The following is a 24,474-nucleotide window of genomic DNA, read 5'->3' on the forward strand; positions in this document are numbered from 1 at the left end:
AAAAATCTTGAATAGATTTATAATAAATACATCTACTCATTTCATTACTATTGTATTAAATAATTAATAATTGTGCTTTGCACATAGTAGCCTTTAATAGACTCTATTTGGTTCATTTGAAACTTTAATTGTAGTTCTTGAATATCTAAAACATCATTAAAATCAATCGTTCCTGTTTCGTAGCTTTTGATTAAAATTTCTTCAGCATCTTTGGCTTGTTTTAAGCTCTTGGTTTGCGTAGCATAACTTATTCTTGCAGAAATTCGTTCATTAATCGCTTTACTTAAAAGCGTTTCCAAAGTGTTTAATCGTTCTTGTTTTTGAGCTGTTATTTCTTGCTGTTCTAACTCATTTTGCTTGGTTTGAGATTTATATTTTTTATTAAAAATTGGGATTGTCAACGAAACCATTGGCATCACAATATCTTTACCGTTATCCGAGAAATTCATATCTGGTCTTTCAGAAACATTGATATAGTCTAATCCAAAACCAATCATAGGACTGCTTTCTTTTTGGTTTAGTAATTCTGATTGCTCTATGGATTGAAATAGTTTATCATACTTCAACAATTCGGGATGTAATGCTAAATTTTTAGTAGTGATTTCAAAGTCTTCTGAAGGCATCATTAAACTATCTACTACAGTAACAGGAACATCATTTTCCCTGTTCAAAAGATTATTCAAATTCGTTTGTTCTGCTAAAAACTGTTGACTTAAAACATCTTTTAGTTGTTGCATTTCATTTTGACGCATTTGTAATCGCAACACATCTACAGCAGATGCTTTACCAACCTCAACAGAGGTTAGTGCTAATGTCTCATAGGTTTCCAATAGTTTAATGTTTTCTGTTAGCACCTTTTGTTTCGATTTGTTGGCGTATAAATTATAATAGGATTGTGATACAGAAGCCATCAATTTTCGTTTTGCAATAACAATGTCTTCATATTTTGCATCAACTAATGATCTGACATAATTTTCTCGTGAAGTAATTGTTCCGAACCACGGTAACATTTGTTTAGCAGATACTTTAAAGCGTTGCGCTCCTGTTCTCGTTTCTGGTTCGCTCACAAAGTAACCTACACCAAATTCGGTATTAGGAATGGTATTGACTTCGTTTACTTTTTCAGAAGCTCTTTTGTATTGCAACTCAAATTTTTGAATTTCTGGATTGTTATTTAATGCTACATCAATAAGCGTTTCTAACTCTTGACTTTGTGCAGAAAGAACAAAGCATAAAGAACAAAGAACAAAGACTGTTTTTAAATTGATTTTTAAGTATTTCATTTTGTTGCTCTTTTAAGTTGAACTTCGGATTTCCAGCTATATAATACTGGAACTACAAATAAGGTTATTAAGGCTATAAGCATTCCACCAAAACTTGGTATTGCCATTGGAATCATAATATCGCTTCCTCGTCCTGTTGAGGTTAGAACTGGTAATAATGCCAAAATTGTAGTAGCTGTAGTCATTAAACAGGGTCTGATACGTTTTTCTCCTGCTTCAACTATGGACGCTCTAATTTCCTTTTTATTCTCTGGTGTATTTCTATCAAAAGTTTGCGTTAAATACGTTGCCATTACTACACCATCATCTGTTGCAATACCAAAGAGTGCAATAAACCCAACCCAAACCGCTACACTTAAATTAATGGGATGCATCTGAAATAAGTCTCGCATATTTTCGCCAAAGAAATTGAAGTTTAAAAACCAATCTTGACCATAGAGCCATATCATTATAAATCCACCTGCAAACGCTACTGCGATACCTGTAAATACCATTAATGAGGTTGCCACAGAACGGAATTGGAAATACAGAATTAAAAAGATAATTGCCAAGACTAATGGCACAACAACAGATAGCGTTTTTTCTGCTCGTAATTGATTTTCATAAGTTCCTGTGAATGCATAGTTGATTCCTTTTGGAACTATTAATTCGCCTGAATCTATCTTTTCTTGGATTAATGCTTGTGCATTTTCAACAACGCTTACTTCTGCAAAACCATCTAATTTATCAAACAAGACATAACCTACTAAAAAGGTATCTTCACTTTTAATGACTTGTGGACCTTTTTCGTAGCGAATGGTTGCCAATTCGCTTAATGGAACAGGACTGCCTTTTTCAACTGGCACATAAATCTGTTGTAAGTCTGTTGGATTTGCTCTTAATTCTCTTGGGTATCGCACACGAACACCATATCGCTCACGACCTTCAACCGTTTGTGTTAATACCATACCACCAACTGCTACTTTTAATACATCCTGAACATCTTGTATAGAAATTCCATAACGTGCAATTTTCTCTCTATCAATATCAATTAACAAATAGGGTTTACCAACGATACGGTCTGCAAAAACAGCTTCCTTTTTAACGCCTTCGGCTTCCTTGATAATGTTTTCTAATTGCACTCCAAACGCTTCAATTTGCTTTAAGTTTTGACCTTTTACTTTAATTCCCATAGGTGCTCGCATTCCTGTTTGAAGCATTACCAATCTGGTTTCAATAGGTTGTAGTTTTGGTGCTGATGTAACACCTGGCAATTTGGTGACTCTTACAATTTCATTCCAAATATCGTCCGGTGATTCAATTTCTGGTCTCCAATTACGATAGTATTCGCCATCCTCATCTTCAATTAGTTGAGATCTTTGGACATTTAATAAAGTTGATTTGATTATCGCTTTGTTCTCGACTGCGCTCGAACTGACAGCTATATTTACGTTATGAATTAATCGACCATCTTTTAATTCAAACAAACCATCCTCATTTACTTTGTAACGTTGGCGTACTCTGCTTTCATTCAGCATATACTCTGGCTTATACTGAATCATATTCTCGTACATTGATAGTGGTGCTGGATCTAAAGCTGATTCTGTTCTTCCTGCTTTACCAACCACCGTTTCAATCTCTGGAATACTGGCTACTGCCATATCTAATTGCTGTAAAACTCGTTTATTTTCTTCGACGCCGGAATGAGGCATTGAAGTTGGCATAAGTAGAAATGAGCCTTCATTTAAGGATGGCATAAACTCTTTGCCTGTATTCTTCATAATGAAAAACCCTGCAATTACAATAGCTGTTGGTACAGATAGAAACAATAATTTATTATCTAAACACCACCTTAAAATACGTGTGTAATATTTAATGAATAATGAGAAAACACCTAATAAACCAAAGCATATAACACTTACAAAAATGAGATTCCAGAAGATACTTTTATCAACACCTAATGGTCTCCAATATTCGGCTAACAGGAATACTATCGCTGATACCGAAATAATAATATTGATAAGGTTGGCTTGTTTTTCTGATACTATTTCCTGTTGCTTTATAAGTGCAACAATTCCAAAACCAATCAATATTAAACCTAACCAATAACCGTAAACTATTGCTACTATACCCAATGCTATAAAAATGCCATTTAAAACATATTTAAATTTGGTTTTAATGCTTTTCTTTCTGAATAAAAATGCTGCAAATGGTGGTATTAAAAACAAAGCAACAATAATAGATGCTGTTAAAGCAAAGGTTTTTGTAAAGGCTAATGGTCTAAATAATTTTCCTTCTGCACCAATCATAGTAAATACAGGAATGAAACTGATTATTGTTGTCATTACTGCGGTAACAATAGCGCCTGAAACTTCTGCTGTCGCATTATAAACTACTGTATTAATGGATTGTGTTCCATTATCTTCATCCAAATGCCTTATAATGTTTTCTGAAAGTATGACACCGACATCAACCATTGTACCAATAGCAATTGCAATACCAGATAAAGCGACAATGTTTGCATCTACACCAAAGAACTTCATAGCTATAAAAACCATTAAAACCGCAACAGGCAATAAGCCAGAAATTAATATTGAAGCTCGAAGATTAAATACCATAATGATAATAACCAAAATGGTAATTAGGATTTCTAAAGTCAATGCCTCGTTAAGTGTGTCTAATGTTTCTTGAATTAATACTGTTCTATCATAAAATGGTACTATGGTGACTTGTGAGGTTCTACCATCTGCTAATACTTTTGAAGGTAATCCTGCACTTAATTCGTTAATTTTCTCTTTTACATTATTGATTACTTCCATTGGGTTTGCACCATATCGCGCAACTACAACAGCACCTACAACTTCAGCACCTTCTTTATCTAATAACCCACGTCGTGTTGCAGGACCTAAAGAGACTTTTCCAATATCTTTAATTCGTATTGCTGTATAATTTTCGGAAGTAACGACTGCATTTTCTATGTCTTCAATAGATTTCACATAACCTAAACCACGTACTAAATATTCTGCATTATTAATTTCAATAGTTTGTGCACCAATGTCTTTATTACTTTCCTTAACTGCTTTTACAACGTGATGTAATCCAATATTATATTGACGCATCAATTCAGGATTAACATCTACTTGGTATTCTTGAACATAACCACCAATAGATGCTACTTCAGAAACTCCACTTGCAGAGGACAGCGCATATTTTACATAGTAATCTTGAATGCTTCGTAATTCTTGTAAGTCCCAACCACCAGTAACGTTTCCGTTTTCATCACGTCCTTCAAGTGTGTACCAAAATATTTGTCCTAATCCTGTTGCATCTGGTCCCAAAGCAGGATTAACACCTTCAGGTAATAAACCACTTGGTAATGAGTTTAGTTTTTCGAGAATACGACTTCTGCTCCAGTAAAATTCTATATCTTCTTCAAAAATGATATAGATACTTGAAAAGCCAAACATAGACGAACTACGAATGGTTTTTACTCCAGGAATACCTAACAAGGATGTGGTTAATGGATAGGTAATTTGGTCTTCAATATCTTGTGGTGAACGACCATCCCACTTTGTAAATACAATTTGTTGGTTTTCTCCAATATCTGGAATTGCATCTACAGCTACAGGATTGCTTGGTAAAAATCCTGTATCCCAATTGAAAGGTGCATTTACTGTACCCCATCCTACAAAAAGGACGAGTAGTAGTACTGCAACGAGTTTATTCTCGATAAGAAATTTGATTGCTTTATTAAGCATATATTTTGATTATTAAACAGTTAGACATTGGTGTTGAGAAAACACCGAATACAACAAATTATCCACATAGCATAAAGCCATAGGATAAAACAGTCTATTGTTTAAAAATCAAATTAAATAAGTCTCGTCAATCTTAAAGATTTGCCTGACGACGAGTGGTGGTTTGTACTCTTCGTAAGAAGATACATTGTTATCTAAACCTTCGAAAAGGTTAATATAGGTATGAACAAATGAAGCAATGAATACCTGTTGTTCAAATGAAATTTTGTCAACTTGTAATTGAAGTTCGTCTTGACCTTCAATTGCTAATTGTTTATCATCGCAACAATTTTTCTTGGTAATAGAACATCCTTCAGTAGAAGGTTTTTCCATTTCCATACCGCATCCTTTGGCTTTATGGAAAATAGCCGTTTCTACTAAAGTATCTCCGCAATAATGCATATTCATAGTAAATGACATTGTAGAGAATAACACTACAAAAGCCATTGCTAAAGACATTATTTTATGGAATACTTTTTTCATACTGATTGCGAAGTTACAAAAATTTAACAACTCCTTATTTTGTTTAACAGAAGTTTAATGGTTAACTCCATCTCATTTGTTGTAATCTAACTGCATTTAATATTGCTAATAATGCTACACCTACATCTGCAAAAACCGCTTCCCACATTGTTGCTAAACCACCTGCTCCTAAAATCAATACAATCACTTTTACTCCAAATGCTAAAATGATGTTTTGCCATACAATTTTACGAGTGGAACGACTAATTTTAATAGCCCTTACGACTTTTGAAGGTTGGTCTGTTTGAATGATAACATCTGCTGTTTCAATAGCCACATCACTTCCTAAACCACCCATTGCTATTCCTACATCACTTGCTGCTAAAACTGGCGCATCATTAATTCCATCACCTATAAAAGCAATTTTATTTTCAGGATTTTGTTTTAAAAGCTCAACTTCATTTAATTTATCTTCTGGTAACAAACCACCTTTAGCTTTTTCAATATTTAATTCTCTTGCTACTTGTTGGGTAATGGAATCCTTATCACCTGAAAGCATCTTTATATTATTAATACCAACTTTATGTAAGGCTGTAATTGTTTCTTTTGCATCTTCTTTTAATTCATCTGCAATGACAACATAACCTGCAAATTCATTGTCTATAGATACTAATACTATAGATTCTACAATAGTTTCTGTTTCCTCTAAAATTTTAATATTATTGGCTGACATTAGGGCTTTATTACCAACTAAAACAGTCTTACGATTTACTATACCTTTTAAACCTTTTCCTGCTATTTCTGTAACTTCGGAAGCCTCATAATCTGCGACTTCACCTTTATATTCTAAAATAGCTTTTGCAATAGGATGTGTGGATTGTTCTTCCATCGCCATTAAGTACTTCATAAAATCGGATTCTTCCCAACCAATAGCCTTTACTTCTTTGATTTTAAAAACGCCTTTGGTTACCGTACCTGTCTTATCCATTACCAACGTGTTAACTTTGGTCATTGCATCTAAAAACGAAGCTCCTTTGAACAAAATTCCATTTTTTGAAGCTGCTCCCAAACCACCGAAATAACCTAATGGAATTGATATTACCAAAGCACAAGGACAAGAAATTACAAGAAAAATCAAGGCACGATACAACCAATCTCTAAAGACATAATCATCTACAAAAAAGTATGGAAGAAACGTAACACCTATTGCTAAAAACACAACAATTGGTGTGTAAATTCGAGCAAATTGTCTGATGAATAATTCTGTTTTAGATTTGCGAGCTGTTGCGTTCTGTACCATATCCAAAATCCGAGCAATGGAACTATCTTTAAATTCTTTGGTGGTTTCAATTTCAATTACTCCATCCATATTAATACTTCCAGCAAATACTTTTTCGCCTTTTGCAATAGTATCTGGTTTGCTTTCGCCTGTTAATGCTGCTGTGTTGAATGAACCTTTGTCGGAAAGTAGAATACCATCCAATGGAATTTTTTCTCCCACACGTACTTGCACTTTTTCGCCAATTTCAACCGTTTCAGGACTTACAGACACATAATCATTGTTGCGATATACCAGAGCTTCATTTGGTCTTACATCAAGTAAGGCTTTTATATTTCCTTTTGCTCTGTTAACTGCTGCATTTTGGAATAATTCCCCAACTGCATAAAACAACATTACTGCTACTCCTTCAGGATATTCGCCAATAATAAACGCACCAATAGTAGCAATAGACATTAAAAAGAACTCTGTAAATACATCGCCTTTTTTAATACTTGCCAAACCTTCTTTTACAACAGGAAGCCCAACTGGTAAATAAGCAATACCATACCATATAATGCGAATCCAATCCTTGAAAAAGGTAACATCAAAATAGTCTAACCCAATACCAATAATAAGCATTGAAAAACTTATGATTGCTGGAATATAGGCTTTAATATTACCTGAACTGCCGCTATGATTGTGACCATCATCGTGACTATGTTGCTCTTCTGAATTTGGTTTTAAATCTCTTAAATTGACTTTTTTTTTCATTTTGAATTGAATAAATTTTTAATATCATTAGGTATAGGCATAGATTTTAATGGTGGTACGTTTGCACCACCTGTGTTACCAAGTGGCACGTGGTCAATAAATGATTTCCAATAACCAACAAGTAACCTAATAATTTGACCGAGTACTTCTTTAGTATCTTTTTGCATAAATCCAAACTTTAGCATTAACCAATGTGAATAGGTATGTTCTATTGGGTAAGATTGCCCTATGATATGACTGCGTTCTAAATGATACCACGCATTAGTAAAATCACTTTTAGCCAAAGCAACTTCATATAAACCAAGTTCTTTATTATAAGCATCTTTTAAATACTTTGGTATTTTATAATTCAGTTTCATTATTATCTATTTTTATTGTAAAAATATAATACCAATGCGTGCAATGGAAGTGCAATTATTGTCCACTACATTTATCACAAATACCTTTTACTACTAAGTTTACATTTTCTGAAACGAAGCCTTCTGGCACTTTAATTTGGGGAATCTTATGATCTGTTAAGCAAATGGTTTCATTACAGTTATTGCAATGAAAATGCAAATGCAAATCGGTTTCAATCTCGCAATTACAGCCGTTTTCACACAACGCATATTTAGTGATTCCTGTACCATCATCTATTTGATGCACAATATCCATTTCCTCAAATGTTTTAATAGTTCTGTACAAAGTGGTTCTATCTGCCTTTTCAAAAGCATTTTCTATATCACTTAATGTTACTGCTACTTCCTTTTCTGCAAGAAACTTATAAATTAATAGACGCATTGCCGTAACTCGAATATCTTTTGACTCTAATAATTGTTCTATTGTTTGCATAATTAATGTTCGTGTTCTGCTTCGCCTTTTTTCATTTCTGCTATAAGATAATAGGCATTGTTATAAGCGAATTTTGTGATTTTATCTTGTTCTTCAGTAAATTGAACTGCTATCCAATTGCCATCTTTCGCTCCTAAAAGCACTTCAACTGGTTTAAAACTCCAATCGTCATTTTCTTTTTCTGCCGAAAACACAAAAAATTTATCACCTTCTTTTACTATCGCACTTTCGGGCAACGCCATAGTTTTCGTATTTTCAGTTTGGATTTTCCCTTGAATATACATTCCAGGAATTAGAATGCCTTTTTTGTTTTCAATTTCTGCGTGTACGTGTACCGCTTTAGGGTTATCTTCAAATGTTTTACTTACGGAATAAATTTCTGCTGTTAATTCTTCATCTTGCATTGTTTGTACATTAAAGGTTACTTTTTGACCTTTCTTAACTTTATACACATCTTTTTCAAACACCATTAAGTCGGCGTGAACGTGATGTGTGTTTACTATTTCAAAAAGTTCGGTTTGTGGTTCAACATACTGTCCTGTTTTTACTTCTACCTTTTGTACATAGCCTTCAATAGGACTTCGCAAGGAAATACTATGAGAAATTGTTCCATTTCGTACTGATAACGGATTTATGTTTAATAGTTTCAATTGGGCTTCCAATCCATTTACCATAGCTTTAGAAGCATCATATTCGGCTTCGGCTTTTTGAAAATTTGCGCCAGAGCCAACTCCTGCATCATATAATTTTTGCTGACGCTCAAAGTTCTTCTTTAAAAAAATACTATTGCTAAAAGCATTCAAATAATCGGTTTGCATTTGAATAATATTTGGATGTGAAAGATATGCCACAACTTGACCTTTATTCACTTTGTCTCCTTCAATCACTTTTATGGATAATACATTTGCACCAACTACAGAAGTTATTGCTGCTTCACTTTGTGGTGGCACTTCCAATGTGCCATTTGCTTCTACATAACCACTCATATTACGCAATGCAATTGTGTCTATCTTCATTTTTAAGGCTTCAAACTGTTGTTGTGAAAGCATCACTTCTTCGCCTTCGCTATGGTCATCGTTTTTTTCAATCTTTTGTTCTTCGTTATGGGAATGGCCATCAACTTTTTTATGGCTTTCTTTATTTCCGCAAGCAACAACTAAAAATGAAACTGTTAGTAGTGCTAAAATTAAATATCGTGTGTTTTTCATTGTCTTATTGATTAAAATATTGTAGTTGAAATGTGCTTTCTAAATAATTTATTAATGCTTCCTGAGCTTGTAATTCAGATTGAATAGCTTCTTTTATAAGTTGTGTAAACGCTGTGTAATCAATCTCTCCTTCTTTATAAGCAAACAAAGCACCAGTTTTTTGTTCTTTAATAAGTGGTAATACTTCATCCTTATAGAATAGCCAAGATGTTTTCCATTTTTGGTGATTTTCTTTGGCTTGATTAAATTTAGATTGCACTTCCTTTTGCTTGAACTGCATATTTGATTCGGCAATTTGCCTATCAATTTTTGCAGTTCTAACTTGTGCTTTTGTTGTACCAGATAAAAACGGTATGGAAATACCAGCTTGATAGGTATAAAACCCTGAATTTCCGTTTACTTTTTGCAAACCACCTTGAAGGTTTAACTTTGGTAAATTTTCAGCTTTGGCAGCTTTAAAGTTTGCTTCTGCCTCTGCGAGTTGAAGTTGAGAAATAGTATATAAAGGGTGTGCTTCTATACTAAAGGATTCTACATTTAATTCATTCTCTATATTAATTTCATCTGAAACCGTGAAAAAATCATCTGAAATCAACCACAAGTTTAATTGTTGTAAAGCAATAACATATTCGCTTTTTGATTGCAAAAATTTATTCTGTATCTGTAAGGCTTGATTTTTGGCAGCCGAATATTCTAACCGTGAAATAGCTTCTACTTCATAATTTAGCGCTACTGCTTTTTCAAAGTTGGCATAAATAGAATCTAACTCCTTGTATAAATTATAATTCCTTTTACTCTGTAAAGCATTTGCCCACGCTTTTTTTACTTCCAATTCTAAAGCTAATTCTGAAAGCTGAAAGGCTTTTTGGGCTAACTGAATACGTTGCTCCTGTAATTTTCTCTTTGGTGAAATACCAAACACGTCTATATTTGATTGACCAACACCAATAGTTGTATAAATACCATTTCCGTTATTAATTTCTTCGCCACCTGTAAAAATTTGGGTAGTCCCAAAATCGAAAGCAGTTCCTTTTAATTGTTGTTGCTTATCAATTTCAAGTTGTTGTTGTTTTAAACTTGGATAGTTTTCTTTAGCCAATTTTACAGCTTCTTGCATCGAAATAATAGGTAACGAATCATTTATTTGTTGCGCATTTCCAGATATTGGGAACAAAAACATAAAAGCTATGATGGTAGTAACTATAATTACTTTTTGGTTAGCTCTAAAATGGAATGATTTATTTTCTACCCAATGATATAATATAGGTAAAACGAATAATGTTAATAATGTAGAGGTTAACAAACCACCAATTACAACGGTTGCTAAAGGTCGTTGTACTTCGGCTCCAGCTGATGCTGAAATTGCCATAGGCAAGAAACCCAAAACATCTGTAAAAGCGGTTAACATAATAGGTCTAATTCTTCGTTTTGTACCTTCTATAATTCTATCTTTTAGGTTGGTAACTCCTTCTTCTTTTAACTCATTCAAACCACTAATCATTACTAATCCGTTTAATACTGCTACACCAAACAACACAATAAAACCAACACCTGCCGAAATACTAAAAGGCATATCTCGTAACCACAATGCTACTACACCACCAATGGTTGCCATTGGGATTGCGATGTAAATCATCAAGGTTTGTGGTAAGGATTTCAATGCAAAATAAATCAGTACAAAAATGAGTAACAAGGCAATTGGAACAACAGTTTGTAAACGGTTACTGGCACGTTCTAAATTTTCAAAAGCACCACCATAGCGAATGAAATAACCTGATGGCAGTTCTAATTGTGCATCTAATTTAGTTTTGATTTCGCCTACCAATGATTTAACATCACGACCTCTTACATTGATACCTACATAAGTTCTTCTGTTGGTATTGTCTCTACTGATTTGCATTGGACCTCCTTTGTAACTTACATCAGCTATTTCGCGAAGCGGAATTTGCGCACCAGAAGGCAAGTTGATATACAAATTTTGCACATCTGTAATATCCTTTCGATTTTGCGAAGTCAAACGCACAACCAAATCGAACCGTTTTTCACCTTCAAAAATAACGCCTGCCGTACCTCCTGCAAATGCGGATTGTACAATTTGGTTTAAAGTATTTATTTGAAGTCCATATTGTGCCAATTTATTTCTGTTATACGAAATCGTCATTTGCGGCAAACCTGTTGTAGCTTCCGCTTTCATATCGCCAATACCATAAGTACCAGCAATAATTTTAGATATTTCTTCTGCCTTTTGTGATAGCACCTCTATATCTTCACCATAAAGTTTAATAGCAATATCTTCACGAACGCCTTCAAGCAGTTCATTAAATCGCATTTCAATAGGTTGTGTAAACTCATAGTTAACACCAGGAATTATTTCCACAGCTTCTTTCATTTTTTCAATGAGTTCGTCTTTTGTTTCAATGGTTGTCCATTCGCTTTTTGGTTTTAAGATTACAAAAACATCGGCTAAATCCATTGGCATTGGGTCTGTTGGAATTTCGGCAACACCAATTCGACTTACTATTTTTTCAACTTCTGGAAACTTTGCTTTTACAATTTGTTCAATTTTTGTAGTGGTTTCAATCGTTTCAGTTAGAGAACTTCCGGGTTTTAAAATGGCGTGAAATGCAATGTCTCCTTCATCTAATTGTGGAATAAATTCGCCACCCATTCTCGTGAACATAAAGACTGTAATTCCGAATAGCACGACTGCCATACCAATAATCCATTTCCCTTTTTGCAATGCCTTCACCAATAAGGGTTGGTACTTATCCTCAACCCAATGCACAAATCTATCACCATACGATTTTTTATCGCTTTTTGGTGCTCTTAACACCAGTGCAGACATCATTGGGACGTAGGTTAAGCAAAGTACCATCGCACCTATCATCGCAAAAATGAAAGTCAATGCCATTGGTTTGAACATTTTCCCTTCAATACCTTCTAATGCTAATATTGGTAGAAATACAATTAAAATAATTAACTGACCGAAAAAGGCAGCATTCATCATTTTTTTTGAGGCATTTGCTGCAACACCATCACGCTCTTTAGATGTTAACTTCTTTTTCTTTAGGACTTGTGAAGCAATTAGAAAAACGGTACTTTCTACAATAATTACAGCACCATCGACAATGATACCGAAATCTATTGCACCCAAACTCATTAGGTTTGCCCAAACATCAAACACATTCATTAGTATAAATGCAAATAATAAAGACAATGGAATTGTTGAAGCAACGATTAAACCACCTCGCCAATTTCCTAATAAGAAAATAAGAACAAAAATAACTATCAATGCGCCTTCAATAAGATTAGTAGCAACCGTTGAAGTCGTTTCTGCTATTAATTTACTTCGGTCTAACAAAGGTTCGATAATGACTCCTTCTGGTAGCGATTTTTCAATTTGAGCCATTCGTACTTTAACATTCTCAATAACATCGTTTGAATTTGCACCTTTAAGCATCATAACCAAACCACCAACGACTTCGCCTTCGCCATCTTGAGTTAAAGCGCCATAACGAATAGCAGCACCATACTGTACTGTAGCAATATCGCCAACAGTAATTGGAATATTGTTTGTGTTTTTAACCGTGATCTTTTTAATATCCTCTAAACTACGTACCAATCCTTCTCCACGAATAAAATTGGCTTGATGGTTCTTTTCAATGTATGCACCACCTGTGTTTTGATTGTTGGCTTCAAGAGCTTCAAAAACATCAGTAATGGTTAAACCAATAGCTTTTAGTTCGTTTGGGTCAACAGCCACTTCATACTGTTTAATTTTGCCACCAATGGCGTTCACTTCAACAACACCTTCCACCATTGCCATTTGACGCTGTACAATCCAATCTTGCATGGTGCGTAAATCGGTAATTGAATATTTGTCTTTATATTCTGGTTTTACTTTTAGTGTGTATTGATAGATTTCTCCTAAACCAGAAGAAATTGGTCCCATAGTTGGCTCACCAAAACCACTCGGGATCTGTTCTTTAACTTCGTTTAGTTTTTCAGCTACTAATTGACGCGGGAGATACGTTCCCATATCATCGTCAAAAACTATAGTAACCACAGATAAACCAAAACGAGAAATGGAGCGGATTTCCTGAACGTCAGGTAAATTGCTCATTGCCACTTCTACTGGGTAGGTTACAAATTGTTCTATGTCCTCTGTACCTAAATTAGGTGCTTGCGTAATGACCTGTACTTGGTTATTGGTAATATCTGGAACAGCATCGATTGGTACTTGGGTCATACTCCAAATACCTGCTCCAATAATGGTAAGCGTTAGCAAACCAATAATGAATTTGTTATTGATTGAAAAATCAATGATTTTATTAATCATAGAAAATGTTTTAATTCAGTTAAACTTTTCGGTACAATTCTGATATAGAAAATAGAATTACACGAAATGAAAAGAACCTTTTAGGCTCAAAATTGGATATAGTCATCCTTTAAATAACTGAATTATGCCCTTGGTGGCTGGAAAAGTGATTCCAAATATCTGGAAGTGAAGTTTACTTTATGTAAGTTATATTGTTTTTTCTCTTCAAACTTTAATCGATAGTTTAAAGCCAAATTGTTGTTCAAAATAATTAATACCAAAGGGTGACAACACTGATTATGGGAATGGATTGGTGTATTCTCCTTATCTGGGTTATGATGATGCTCTTCATTTTTAGCATCATTGCCAAAGTAGTCTTCCACTACATATTCAAAGAAAGAGTCGCCATAAACTTTGTGGTCTTGATAATGGGTAATGATGCTTGAAATTTCTTTTATTGGGCCACAAAAGTCAATATCTATGCTAATCCCTTGAAAAAAGAATAAAATAGACATTGATATGGAAACGAATATTTTCATATAATTTAGACAAATATATTAATTATTTAATGCAATGGTATTGCAAAGTCTTATTGAAAATACTTAAAAAATACGTTGGCGAGTAAATACAGTTGAAAACATTCTCATTAAAACAACAAACATTATTAACTATCAATCTCCTTCTCCTTTGTTTGATTTGAAATTGTTTATTCATTTTTTCCCTATAAATAGATAAAACAGATGCATCTTGTTTTAAGAAACAATACAATGAAAATAATTAATTCTTTTAATTATTTCTATGCAAAATAGTATTGAAATTTATCCATTTTACTTGCGATAGAAGGAAAGGACATTGGTTTAGATTCTAATTTTATATATATATCTTTTAAATCCAACAAGGTTGAATTGATGTAGTATAGGTCATGCTCATTATTGTCAAGTGGTTTTCTGCATATTTCTAACTCTTCAATAAGTTGTTTGCATACATCTGGGGAATTGTTTTGAGCAATAGCATTAATTGATTCAACAATAAACCTTATAGGGTTGCTATACTCATCAAATTTAAACTCATTATTTTCATAGTAAGTTTTAATTAATACAATGATATATGGGATTGATTTTGGGTTGTTATGCTTAGGAAAGTCCTCTGTACGTAAACTATTTTTAGTTCTTCGAGTATATATTTTTTGTTCTTTAATCCAATTATTAAAATATAGGAATGCCTTTTCATAATTAGATTTAATAAGGTATTTAATAGTGATTAATTCTTTTGAGTGTTCATCATTTGCATTATAGTAATATCGTATTTTATCAATAACGAAATCACTTTGGTTATTTTCAATTAGAATATCGAAAATTGACCATACTATATCATCTGTAATCTCTTCTTGCATATTTTTGTTTGCAATTTTTTTAAGTAAATCTACAGAAGGGTTAATTTGGTAATATTTCTTTAAGATTTCTTTTCTAAAGTAATGGTTTTGATTGTTATCTAATAAGTAGTCTTCTATTTTAGGATAAGCCTTTCTTAAGCGGTTATCAATAGCATAGATAAAGTGGTTTTTTCTTATTTGCTCAACATTAATGCCTTTTTCAATGTTTCGAATAATCCTATCATCAACAGTTGATTTATCTAATATTTCACATATATAGCCAATACCATGATGCTGTCCGTTAAAATTCATTGTGCCATCAACCTCCAATAATTCTAAAAGTATTTCATCAGGATACTTTAAATTAAGTAGATTTCTAAAATACCAAAGAAAATCACATTCCTCTTTATCTAATAAAGATTCTGATTCAAGATTTATGGATTTAATCGATTCTTGGCACCAATTATTGATAAAATCATATTGCTCTTTTGTAATCTTTACTCCTTGATTTAGTCTGTTTTTCCGTTTAGAATGAATTTCCTCTTTAATTTTCTTTATTAGGTATAATTTGCTGTTGATTAATTTAAAAACATCACCACAGCTAACGTGTTTGAAATCAGAAAGACGTAGTGTATCATGGACAATATTAATGGATGATTGAGGAATAGATTTTTGTAATTCAAGACTTTTCCAATAAATTTGCTCAAAATCGTGAAGAGTCTCCCAACTTGTCCTATCTGATTGAAGATTATTGAATAGAATTTTTATTGAATCTTTTATCCTACTTTTGTCAAATAATAAATCAAAATTTAAACTCTCTTTAACATCATTAAATTGTTTCCATTGACTCCTCTTTACCTCTTCTAAAATATCTCCTTCAAAATCATAGCTCGTCTCTTTTAGAATAATTCTTTGAAACTCTAAACTTAACTTTAAATTATCCCAACTTAGAATATTTCTAAACTGTAGTATTGCTTTGCTATTGATATTGTTCTTTATGTATTCTTCAGCCAAAAAACTGATACATTTTTCAGTAGCTATATAAGACATAAATCGCACGCCAATTTTATTTCTTAGTGTATAGAATTTTAAAAAGCCTTTGTGTTGGGTATTCGTAATTTTAAAAAACTCACAAAATCGTTTTTCAAATTCAAAGAGGTATTGCCTTTTTTTAATTCCTATATAAATAAAATTCACAACTTTGTCTAAAACCTTTTCATCATTAGAGTACATTGCAGATAGCCTTTTAACTGAATCTGTAATTTCACTTTCGTTAAGATGATAATTGTCCTTTCTTATTAAAAGAAAATCTAAAGCAAATAAAAATGAATCAATATCACGAAATTGCAAAAGAGCATTCTTCAAATTTTGTCTTTCATTAGAAGCAATATTCCTCTCTTTTGGGTGCTTTCGTTCCTTTTCACCGCTTATTACTTTAGCTACTTTCTTAATATAATCTATATGATTATTAGGGTCAACCGATTTTTCATTGATAAATAGCTCTTTTTGAAAACATTCTAATATGGAAGTAAATATTCTGTGATGGTCATTTTCTTGAATTTTAGACAACAACTTTGTAAAGAACTCTTCATCTAAATGATATTCTAATCGTTTTACAAACCTTAATAAATCTGATTTTGCATCTAAATCAAAATCTTCATTATTATCATCTAAATATTTTAAGACCAAAGCCTTTATTTCTTTTTCTCTTTCATTCAAACTCATGTGAGACAATAAATCAAAAGCAGATATTCTTGTTCTTCTATGATTTGTTATGTCTTTTATTTCAGAGATTAAAAAATCAATATTTTTAACGTCGTCTCCAAACTTGGCAATTTTTATTGTTTCACTATCATTCGTCCTTATCCACAAAGTATTAACCTTACATCTTTTAATAAAATAATCCTGAAAAACATCTGACCTTATGTCTTTCGATATTCTGTCTGAATCAGATTTAAATAGAACTTCTGAATCGTATTTTTTTAGCCATTCAGTTAAATTTATGTAAGTTTCATCAGTTGATTCTAAATCATTAATCAAATAGGATATTGAATTTAACCATGATGGGTGCGTTTTATTATTATCAGAATTAAGACTAATAAAGCTAATGATTTCATCAAATGGAAGCTTCATCAAGGCTTTTGAGACAAAATACTCTTGAAGGTTTTTATGCTCAAACTGCCATTTATCAGCGTTGTAAACTTTTTCAATAAAACAAGAATTAATTAGTTCTGCCTTATGATTTGGAATTAACATTGTTAGTTCGGAATCTTCAATCACTCTTGATTGCATAGCCTCTATAGTTAATGCAGTTTTTTTACATGCGGAAAATATTATAGACTTATCATATTCTTTATTCTGAAACTTTCTAACCCTATCTTCCTCTAACCTTTTATCAACGTATTTTTCAATTAGGTCAGTTTTGTTTTTTGGTAAACTGGAGTTTTCCGAATAGTATTCTCCGAAAAGGTTTAAATAAAAAGGGTTTTCTAAAAACTCTCTTTGGTCTTCATTAACATGTAAGCCTAAAATTACTTTACGTGGAAATTTGAATGCTGACTGTAAATGATTTATTGCGCTTTGATAGCTTATACTGTCAAGAAAAAAGCATTCAAATTTTGGTATTCCTTTTACAATATTTTCATAAATGTTGGTTCTACAACTAAGAACAAAATAAATATTCTGAAATTCATCTTTGTTATTAGAAATGAAGTTTTGGAGTTTAGCCTTAAACTCATTTATATAGGATATTTCATCCAAGCCATCCAAAATAATCAAAAGGTTAGGTATCTTATCCCAATCTTTTGGAAGAAAATCACTTATTTTACTATCAATAGTAAAACTGTTTATTACTCTGTAAAAAGGGATGGTATTAGTTTCTTCTCTATTCTCCCAAAAGTATTGTGCCAGTTCAGCTAATTCTACAGATTTGCCTAAACCTGGATTTCCTAACAATGCCAACCCATCATTTTTTGATTTTAAAATATTGTCCTTAACTATTGAGATTAGATTATCTGAATCATCTTCTTCGTGATATAAATATCTATGAGACTTCTTAGCTTTTCTTTCCTTAATTAAACTTCGTGGAATATAATTTGAACATTTTTTTGCATTCGAAATAAATTTTTCTTTATCCTCTTCGCTAACTATGATTTTTCTAAAGCTGCCCCTTGAAAAAATAATACTTTTGAACCTTTCAATTTCCTCCTCTTCATTAATTTTAAGACTACACTCTTGTTTGTAAATTTCCTTGTAGATGTCTTTGTTTAAAGCAAACAAGTTTTTAATCCCATTTGATTTCTCTAATAGTCTTATATCGAAAGGGAAAATTCCATTTAATGTTGGTTCTGATTTTTCTGCATTCTTACTATTTTTAAAATCGGATTTGGGACTAACGAATAGCGCCATATCGTTCTCACTCAATTTATAATTAGTTAAAAGTTCATATGATTTCGTAACTATACTAGCAAAGTTCACATCCGTTGAGTAATCTTTACACTCTATATAAAATATTCGCTCTTTATAATCTTTACCAATAGCTATTTGGACATCAAAACCATCTTGTGTTCCATTAAATTGGATACGCTCTTTATGAACTAAATATCCTAACCTTTTGAATAGATAAGAGAAGAACTCTTTAGTTAATTTTTCAAAATTTTTACCATCATTTTTCATTAATGAAGTTTAGTCAATTTTCTAAAAAATACCAAGGACTTAGTTATTTTTGATTCAAGTTTAGTTCGATTAAGATTATAATCATAAACCCTCACAAACAATTCATCCAAAAACTTGACTTATTATTGCTCCTCTTTAGAGTTTTTAATATTCTCTTGAATGGTTAGGTTGTGAAAATACATGGTGTAATTTTTATAGGCACGTTCTACTGCTAAATTATCTTGTTGGGTTAAATAGGCTTTTAATATTGAAGTTTGGAATAATGCCATAAATTTAATTACCAATAATACGGTCGGATAAAAGTAACAAATATTGTGGTCATTTACCTATAGCAATTATTTATAATCAAAAAAAAGGATGCTTATTTGTAGTATGTTGTTGTAACATTCTTTTCAACTCATTTAACTCATTCTTCAAGGCAAGAATATCACCTTTTGTTGCGGGCAATGTATTTGGAGCAAACAATTTTTTTGCGGTAAAAATAGCCGCATCGGCAGCAGCACAACCTATTGTCGTATTCGAAATAGAAGCTGCATTTATCTTAGGAACTTTTTGAATGGTTTCAATCTTGTTTTCTATAGCTTTAATAGAATCCATTATATCAGTTTTTACAGGAAGACTTAAACTCTCAACTTTTGATAACATTTCTTCTTTTTGATAGTGTCCTGAAACATATTTATAATCATTTCTTTTATAACTTGCCTTTGTTTTGCAGCTCGTGGTGCAATACACATGATTGGTTCTTCTAGCTTCAAAAGTTTGGAAACAATGTTTACATAATTTTGTTGTTTTCATAGTTTTTTTAAAATTTTGATTAATTAAAACGTAAAATAAAGTTTAATTTAACCTTTTATCTTCTCATGCTCTTTCCTTTAAAAACAACGATGTTAAACATTTCAAAGAAACGGTCGTGCATCCTTCCACCATACCTTTTACCTAAATCTAACAATGTTTGCTCTATGTTGTTTTCGGGATTCGTATGGTTGCACGTTACATAAGTTATGTATTTTTTTTCGTTTTGTTTAAAGAGAATATCCTCAATTACATCACAATTTCCGTAGTTGCTTGCAATTCGTTCTGAATTAATATCGTCAATAAACAACTTTGGCCTTACCGTTTTATCCAACATATAACTCCTATCAAATGGTGTAGGACATGCTTCATAACTTTTTACCAAATCTTTTGCACCATAGCCTTTAAACCTTAATATTTTATGCTTATTAAATATTTTCTCAAACACCTTAAAATATGCACTTTTGCCAATGCCATAACTCCCCACTACCATCAATCCTTTCTTAAAAGATGGTTCATTCTCAGCATATATAAGGTTTTCACATTTAAAGAACTCTAAATCATTTAAAAAGTAGTAAAACAAAACCTTGATATTTGCCAAGTTATCAGTAGACCCTTTAAATTCTCTACGATATTCCATTTGAAACTCGATAATAAATTCGTCCCATAACTGCTGTTTGGTGAAGATTTGTTGTGGATGCATTATCAATTTCGGACAATCAGTTTTCACTTTTTGTGTTTTAAAATTGCTAACTAATTCCCCGATTTTTTGTGTCTGGTTAAGTCTCATAATTTCATTATCTATTAGTTAATAATTCAGGTTTAACTTTTGTTGAAATCATTTTAGGTCGTTCATTTGCAGCCCATTTATTTAAACGTTTCTCAATTTCAAAAAATCGTTCTGTTTCAAAACGCATTTTTGTTTTATCAGCGTTAAGCTCGCTCCAGTAATCAAAAAAAGATTCTAAAATTATATTATCAAAAGTGGAGTGAGAGAAAACCTTGTCTCTAAATATCTTTTTTCTATTTTTTATTAAATTATTATTAGTATTCGTTGTTGCTAAATGATTGTCATTTGATTGTGAAATGTTTGTTACTTCATTGCTATTTGGTATGTCATTTGGCGTGTCATTTTGTGACTGACCAACTTCAACAACAAAATCATTTAATTTTGGAAAGCTGATTTTAGTATAAGCTGCTGTAGTTTCTACTTTGAGGTAATTTGTTTTTTCTAATTTTGATAAAGCTGTTCTTACCTTACTTACCGTTAGCCCCGTTTCGACTGTAAGTTTATCGTAAGATGTAATAAACTCTCCTTTATTCACAACAATCCCCTGCCATTTTTTTTTGCTGTAGTTAACCCTTAGCAAACAATGCACGAACAATTTGCAAACATTAACATCCGTATACCATTCCCAATCGATTAACTCACGATGTAGCATTATAAATCCTTTGTTTATCATACTATTCCTGTTTAATGAGTTTCGAAAAAATATCACTCTTTTTGTAGTAGACACGATTCCCTAATCGATAACTAGGGAGTATACCGTTTTTGCGCCAATTCCAAAGTGCTTGTTTGGAACATTTTAGAATTTCAAGAGTTTCACCAACCGTGAGAAGCTCTTCTTCATTTTTTTTAGGTGGCTTATATTTATCAAAAAACTCCTTTAACTTACAATCAACACCAATCAAGATATTTTCAGTAAGCTCCTCGGGAGTTGTTTGATAAACGTGTGTTTGTGTTGATTTCATTTGATGCTATTTCAATTACTCCATTTCAAAACTACATCATAACCAACTGTTTTTCAATTTTTTAATGTATATAACAGTATATATACAGCATGAAAATTAAGTGTAATCCGCATCAGGAATTGAAAACCCTCGTTTGTCAAAAACCTCTTTAGCCTTCTGGTATCTTTTATTACCTGAACTCAAATATATTTCTATTGATTTTGGAGAATCACAATCTTCAATAGAAAAAGCTTTAAATAATTCTCTCGATAGACGAGAGTTATTAATTTCTCCACGAGTTTTATCGGCTTCCATATATCCCTTATTTATCAACTCTCTTATGACAATAGCCAATTGTGAAGGGCCAGAAATCCATTTAAGAGGTTTAGTCATAGCCTTTTCTTCATATTCGTCAACAAAACCTTGAACTATTTGTATTCTTTTCTTAAATTGATTTTGCAGTTTCTTTAGCCCTGCAAGGTGATACATTTTTGGATAGTCTAAGTCCCAATTATAAATAACCCCTTCGCTTTCAATAAATCCACCTTCCAACACTTCCTCATTATAATATCCACGCCCTTGAAAATTAGGTTCTGCATTCTCAATAATTTCTAAAATTTTTGGAATGATTTCAAGATCGAGAATAGAGTAATATTTTTCAGGATTCTCACAATAATCATAATGATATTCAAGAAAATCCGTTAGTTCAATTATTCTTGTATCGAACAGAAGTTTATAAATGAAATATTTTAAATAAAAGTTAACGTCTAACTTAGGTTCATAACAGCAGTAATTCTGTAATACAAATTTTGAGCTGTTTTCAATATCATCTTTATTCAACTGATTAAATTCTATTTGATGAATTGCGAATGCGTCTTTATCGTTCATAAATAAATTTTTATTAATTACTAATTTTTAAAAAATGCACTTTCGGCTATTTTCACAGCACGTTCTTGAGGTGTCACTTTAATGTACTTGTAAAATTCTCGCTCTGTAGAATGACCGCTTATAGCCATAATATCCATTGTGGGCATTTTTGACAAATATGCATTTGTGCAAAACGATCTGCGAGCTGTATGTGAAACAATTAGACTATGCTTTAATACCGTTTCAAGTTCTTTTTTCCCTCCAGTTGTTTTTTGAATAGTTATTTGCTCATTTATTTTCGCTTTCCTACCTGCCTCTTTAACAAATTCATTGATATCAGGAGCGTTTAGTTTTCGAGGAAGATTACCATTATACCTCTCTTTCATTATAAATTTTATCCTTGGATGAATAGGCACATAAACCGTTTTAGAGGTTTTTTTTTGCTTAAACTCAAAAACTTCTCTACCATCAAATGTTTTTATTTGACCTTTTGCAATACCATTGTAATCTGAAACTCTTTGACCTGTATAATAACCTATCAGAAAAATATCTCGTGCGAGTTCCCAATCTTTAGTTTTAGACAGATCCACCTTAAACAAAGCATCAATTTCTGATTCATTAAGGTAAATTGAAATTGTTTCCTCTGATACCGCTTTAAACTCTCGATGTCTATATTTAAAATTAGTATTAACACCATCTTCAGATGCCCTATTTAAAATGGTGATTAGGTTTTTGATGTGCTTGCCGATGGTATTTATAGAGTAATTATTGTTTTCTAAATATTGTATGAATGTATAATAGAATTTTAAATCTATGAGATTAAAATCCAAATTGTATTTGACGTTTTTATTAAATTCCCTTAATCTATTTACAGTTTGCTTATATGACCTTACTGTGACTGGACTTAATTTGACTGCTCCTATATTTTTGGCTTGATTTTCTTTGCGTTTTATAAAATCATCAGCAAATTCAAAAAATGAAGTGATTAGTTTATCAACTTCCTCCGTTTCACGAATTATATTAACTAACAAACCTCTAAGGATATCTCTGTTTTGTTTCTCAACTTCTGATAGATTTGAAACTTGATTAGCAAAGTCTGAACAAAACCTCAACAAATCCTTATTTACTTTTTCCCTATTTTTCAATGTTGATAACGCTCTAATTCTTTGATTAGATTTATCCCAATTTTTAGGAATTACTTTATAACCTGTAGCAAATTTTAGACGATTATTTCTCCCAAAACTGTAATCTAAAATTATTGAAGTTTCTGCTTTAGCGTTGACGTCTTTTAATCTATATTTAATGGTTCCTGAAGTAGATTGAATTGCTCTGCTCATAAAATAATAATTTAAATATATTTATTAGGGGACAACAAAAGGGACAACATCCTCTTTACTTATTGTTATATCAAATATAGATAAATTATTCAAAAACCTATATTAAATCAAACAAATTAAGGCTTAAGATTAAATATAGTTAAAATAAGATAACATATGTTCAAGTCAAAAATGGTACTGGAGGCACCACCACTAAAAGCCCGATTCTATTTGAATCGGGTTTTTTGGTTTTAACTAGGATTATAAAGCGAAATATTCATTTTAAAAAATAGTATATTAGCTTGTTCAACTTTATTTAATTAAACAACTTAAAATTACATGTGCAAAGACAAATTTATGCAAGAAGCTGTTAATGCAGCTCTAAAAGGAATGAATAACAATGAAGGCGGACCATTTGGTTGTGTAATCGTTAAAGACGGAAAAATCGTTGGAAGAGGAAATAATAAAGTAACCTCAACTAATGATCCAACAGCACATGCAGAAGTCACGGCAATTAGAGATGCTTGTAAAAATTTAGATTCATTTCAATTAGATGGTTGTGAAATTTATACCTCATGTGAACCTTGTCCTATGTGCTTAGGTGCTATTTATTGGGCAAGACCAGATAAAGTATATTATGGAAGTAATCAAGTAGATGCAGCAAATATTGGATTTGATGATGAGTTTATTTATAAGGAAATTCCGTTACCTTACGCCGAAAGAAGCATTCCTTTTGAGCAATTAGCTCGTGAGATTGCTTTACAACCATTTCAAGAATGGACCAAAAAAGAAGATAAAACTGAATACTAGT

Annotated in this window: 18 protein-coding genes; 1 reads left to right on the plus strand and 17 read right to left on the minus strand. The window is 32.0% G+C overall.

What is annotated here, in order from left to right; genetic code table 11:
* Positions 1–47: 47 nt before the first annotated feature.
* From VOI25_RS00790 to VOI25_RS00870, 17 genes are all read right to left on the minus strand, one after another.
* Positions 48–1,283: a TolC family protein gene (locus VOI25_RS00790; protein WP_323786976.1), complete on the minus strand. Its 1,236-nt coding sequence runs from the start codon at positions 1,281–1,283 to the stop codon at positions 48–50.
* Positions 1,280–5,020, minus strand: a complete 3,741-nt coding sequence (locus VOI25_RS00795; protein WP_323786977.1) for an efflux RND transporter permease subunit — start codon at positions 5,018–5,020, stop codon at positions 1,280–1,282. Before VOI25_RS00795 ends, VOI25_RS00790 begins: the two co-directional genes overlap by 4 nt.
* Before the next feature lie 108 nt (positions 5,021–5,128).
* Positions 5,129–5,542 carry an HYC_CC_PP family protein gene (locus VOI25_RS00800; protein WP_323786978.1) on the minus strand — a complete coding sequence of 138 codons (414 nt, stop codon included), beginning with the start codon at positions 5,540–5,542 and terminating at the stop codon, positions 5,129–5,131.
* 61 nt (positions 5,543–5,603) lie between these two features.
* Entirely contained in the window at positions 5,604–7,553 is a 1,950-nt protein-coding gene (locus VOI25_RS00805) for a heavy metal translocating P-type ATPase (RefSeq protein ID WP_323786979.1), read from the minus strand.
* Positions 7,550–7,912, minus strand: a complete 363-nt coding sequence (locus VOI25_RS00810) for a DUF3703 domain-containing protein (protein ID WP_323786980.1) — start codon at positions 7,910–7,912, stop codon at positions 7,550–7,552. The genes VOI25_RS00805 and VOI25_RS00810 overlap by 4 nt, the downstream gene beginning before the upstream one ends.
* Positions 7,913–7,967: 55 nt before the next feature.
* Positions 7,968–8,384 (minus strand): Fur family transcriptional regulator, encoded by a 417-nt coding sequence (locus VOI25_RS00815; RefSeq protein ID WP_323786981.1) that lies wholly within the window; start codon positions 8,382–8,384, stop codon positions 7,968–7,970.
* A gap of 2 nt (positions 8,385–8,386) precedes the next feature.
* Complete coding sequence (locus tag VOI25_RS00820; protein ID WP_323786982.1) at positions 8,387–9,592, minus strand: efflux RND transporter periplasmic adaptor subunit; 1,206 nt, start codon at positions 9,590–9,592, stop codon at positions 8,387–8,389.
* A gap of 4 nt (positions 9,593–9,596) precedes the next feature.
* A complete protein-coding gene (locus VOI25_RS00825; RefSeq protein WP_323786983.1) occupies positions 9,597–13,931 on the minus strand; it encodes a CusA/CzcA family heavy metal efflux RND transporter in 4,335 nt (1,444 codons plus the stop codon).
* 122 nt (positions 13,932–14,053) lie between these two features.
* On the minus strand, positions 14,054–14,449 hold the full coding sequence (locus VOI25_RS00830; RefSeq protein WP_323786984.1) for a hypothetical protein: 396 nt from the start codon (positions 14,447–14,449) through the stop codon (positions 14,054–14,056).
* 257 nt (positions 14,450–14,706) lie between these two features.
* A complete protein-coding gene (locus VOI25_RS00835; protein ID WP_323786985.1) occupies positions 14,707–18,957 on the minus strand; it encodes a hypothetical protein in 4,251 nt (1,416 codons plus the stop codon).
* 122 nt (positions 18,958–19,079) lie between these two features.
* Positions 19,080–19,226, minus strand: coding sequence for a hypothetical protein (locus tag VOI25_RS00840; protein ID WP_323786986.1), 147 nt, complete (start codon positions 19,224–19,226; stop codon positions 19,080–19,082).
* A 76-nt stretch (positions 19,227–19,302) separates the two neighbouring features.
* Positions 19,303–19,752 (minus strand): hypothetical protein, encoded by a 450-nt coding sequence (locus VOI25_RS00845; protein WP_323786987.1) that lies wholly within the window; start codon positions 19,750–19,752, stop codon positions 19,303–19,305.
* A 55-nt stretch (positions 19,753–19,807) separates the two neighbouring features.
* On the minus strand, positions 19,808–20,479 hold the full coding sequence (locus tag VOI25_RS00850) for a hypothetical protein (RefSeq protein WP_323786988.1): 672 nt from the start codon (positions 20,477–20,479) through the stop codon (positions 19,808–19,810).
* Between the two features lie 67 nt (positions 20,480–20,546).
* Positions 20,547–21,212, minus strand: coding sequence for a hypothetical protein (locus VOI25_RS00855; RefSeq protein WP_323786989.1), 666 nt, complete (start codon positions 21,210–21,212; stop codon positions 20,547–20,549).
* A gap of 1 nt (position 21,213) precedes the next feature.
* The gene (locus VOI25_RS00860; protein ID WP_323786990.1) at positions 21,214–21,501 is read right to left on the minus strand and encodes a helix-turn-helix domain-containing protein; all 288 of its coding nucleotides are present in this window, start codon (positions 21,499–21,501) and stop codon (positions 21,214–21,216) included.
* 96 nt (positions 21,502–21,597) lie between these two features.
* Complete coding sequence (locus VOI25_RS00865; RefSeq protein ID WP_323786991.1) at positions 21,598–22,368, minus strand: hypothetical protein; 771 nt, start codon at positions 22,366–22,368, stop codon at positions 21,598–21,600.
* A gap of 20 nt (positions 22,369–22,388) precedes the next feature.
* Complete coding sequence (locus VOI25_RS00870) at positions 22,389–23,684, minus strand: site-specific integrase (protein ID WP_323786992.1); 1,296 nt, start codon at positions 23,682–23,684, stop codon at positions 22,389–22,391.
* A 318-nt stretch (positions 23,685–24,002) separates the two neighbouring features.
* Here VOI25_RS00870 and VOI25_RS00875 point away from each other — a divergent pair, with 318 nt between their 5' ends.
* Entirely contained in the window at positions 24,003–24,473 is a 471-nt protein-coding gene (locus VOI25_RS00875; protein WP_323786993.1) for a nucleoside deaminase, read from the plus strand.
* The last annotated feature ends 1 nt before the right edge of the window (position 24,474 follow it).

Source organism: Psychroserpens sp., from assembly GCF_034670085.1.
Taxonomy (GTDB): Bacteria; Bacteroidota; Bacteroidia; order Flavobacteriales; family Flavobacteriaceae; genus Psychroserpens.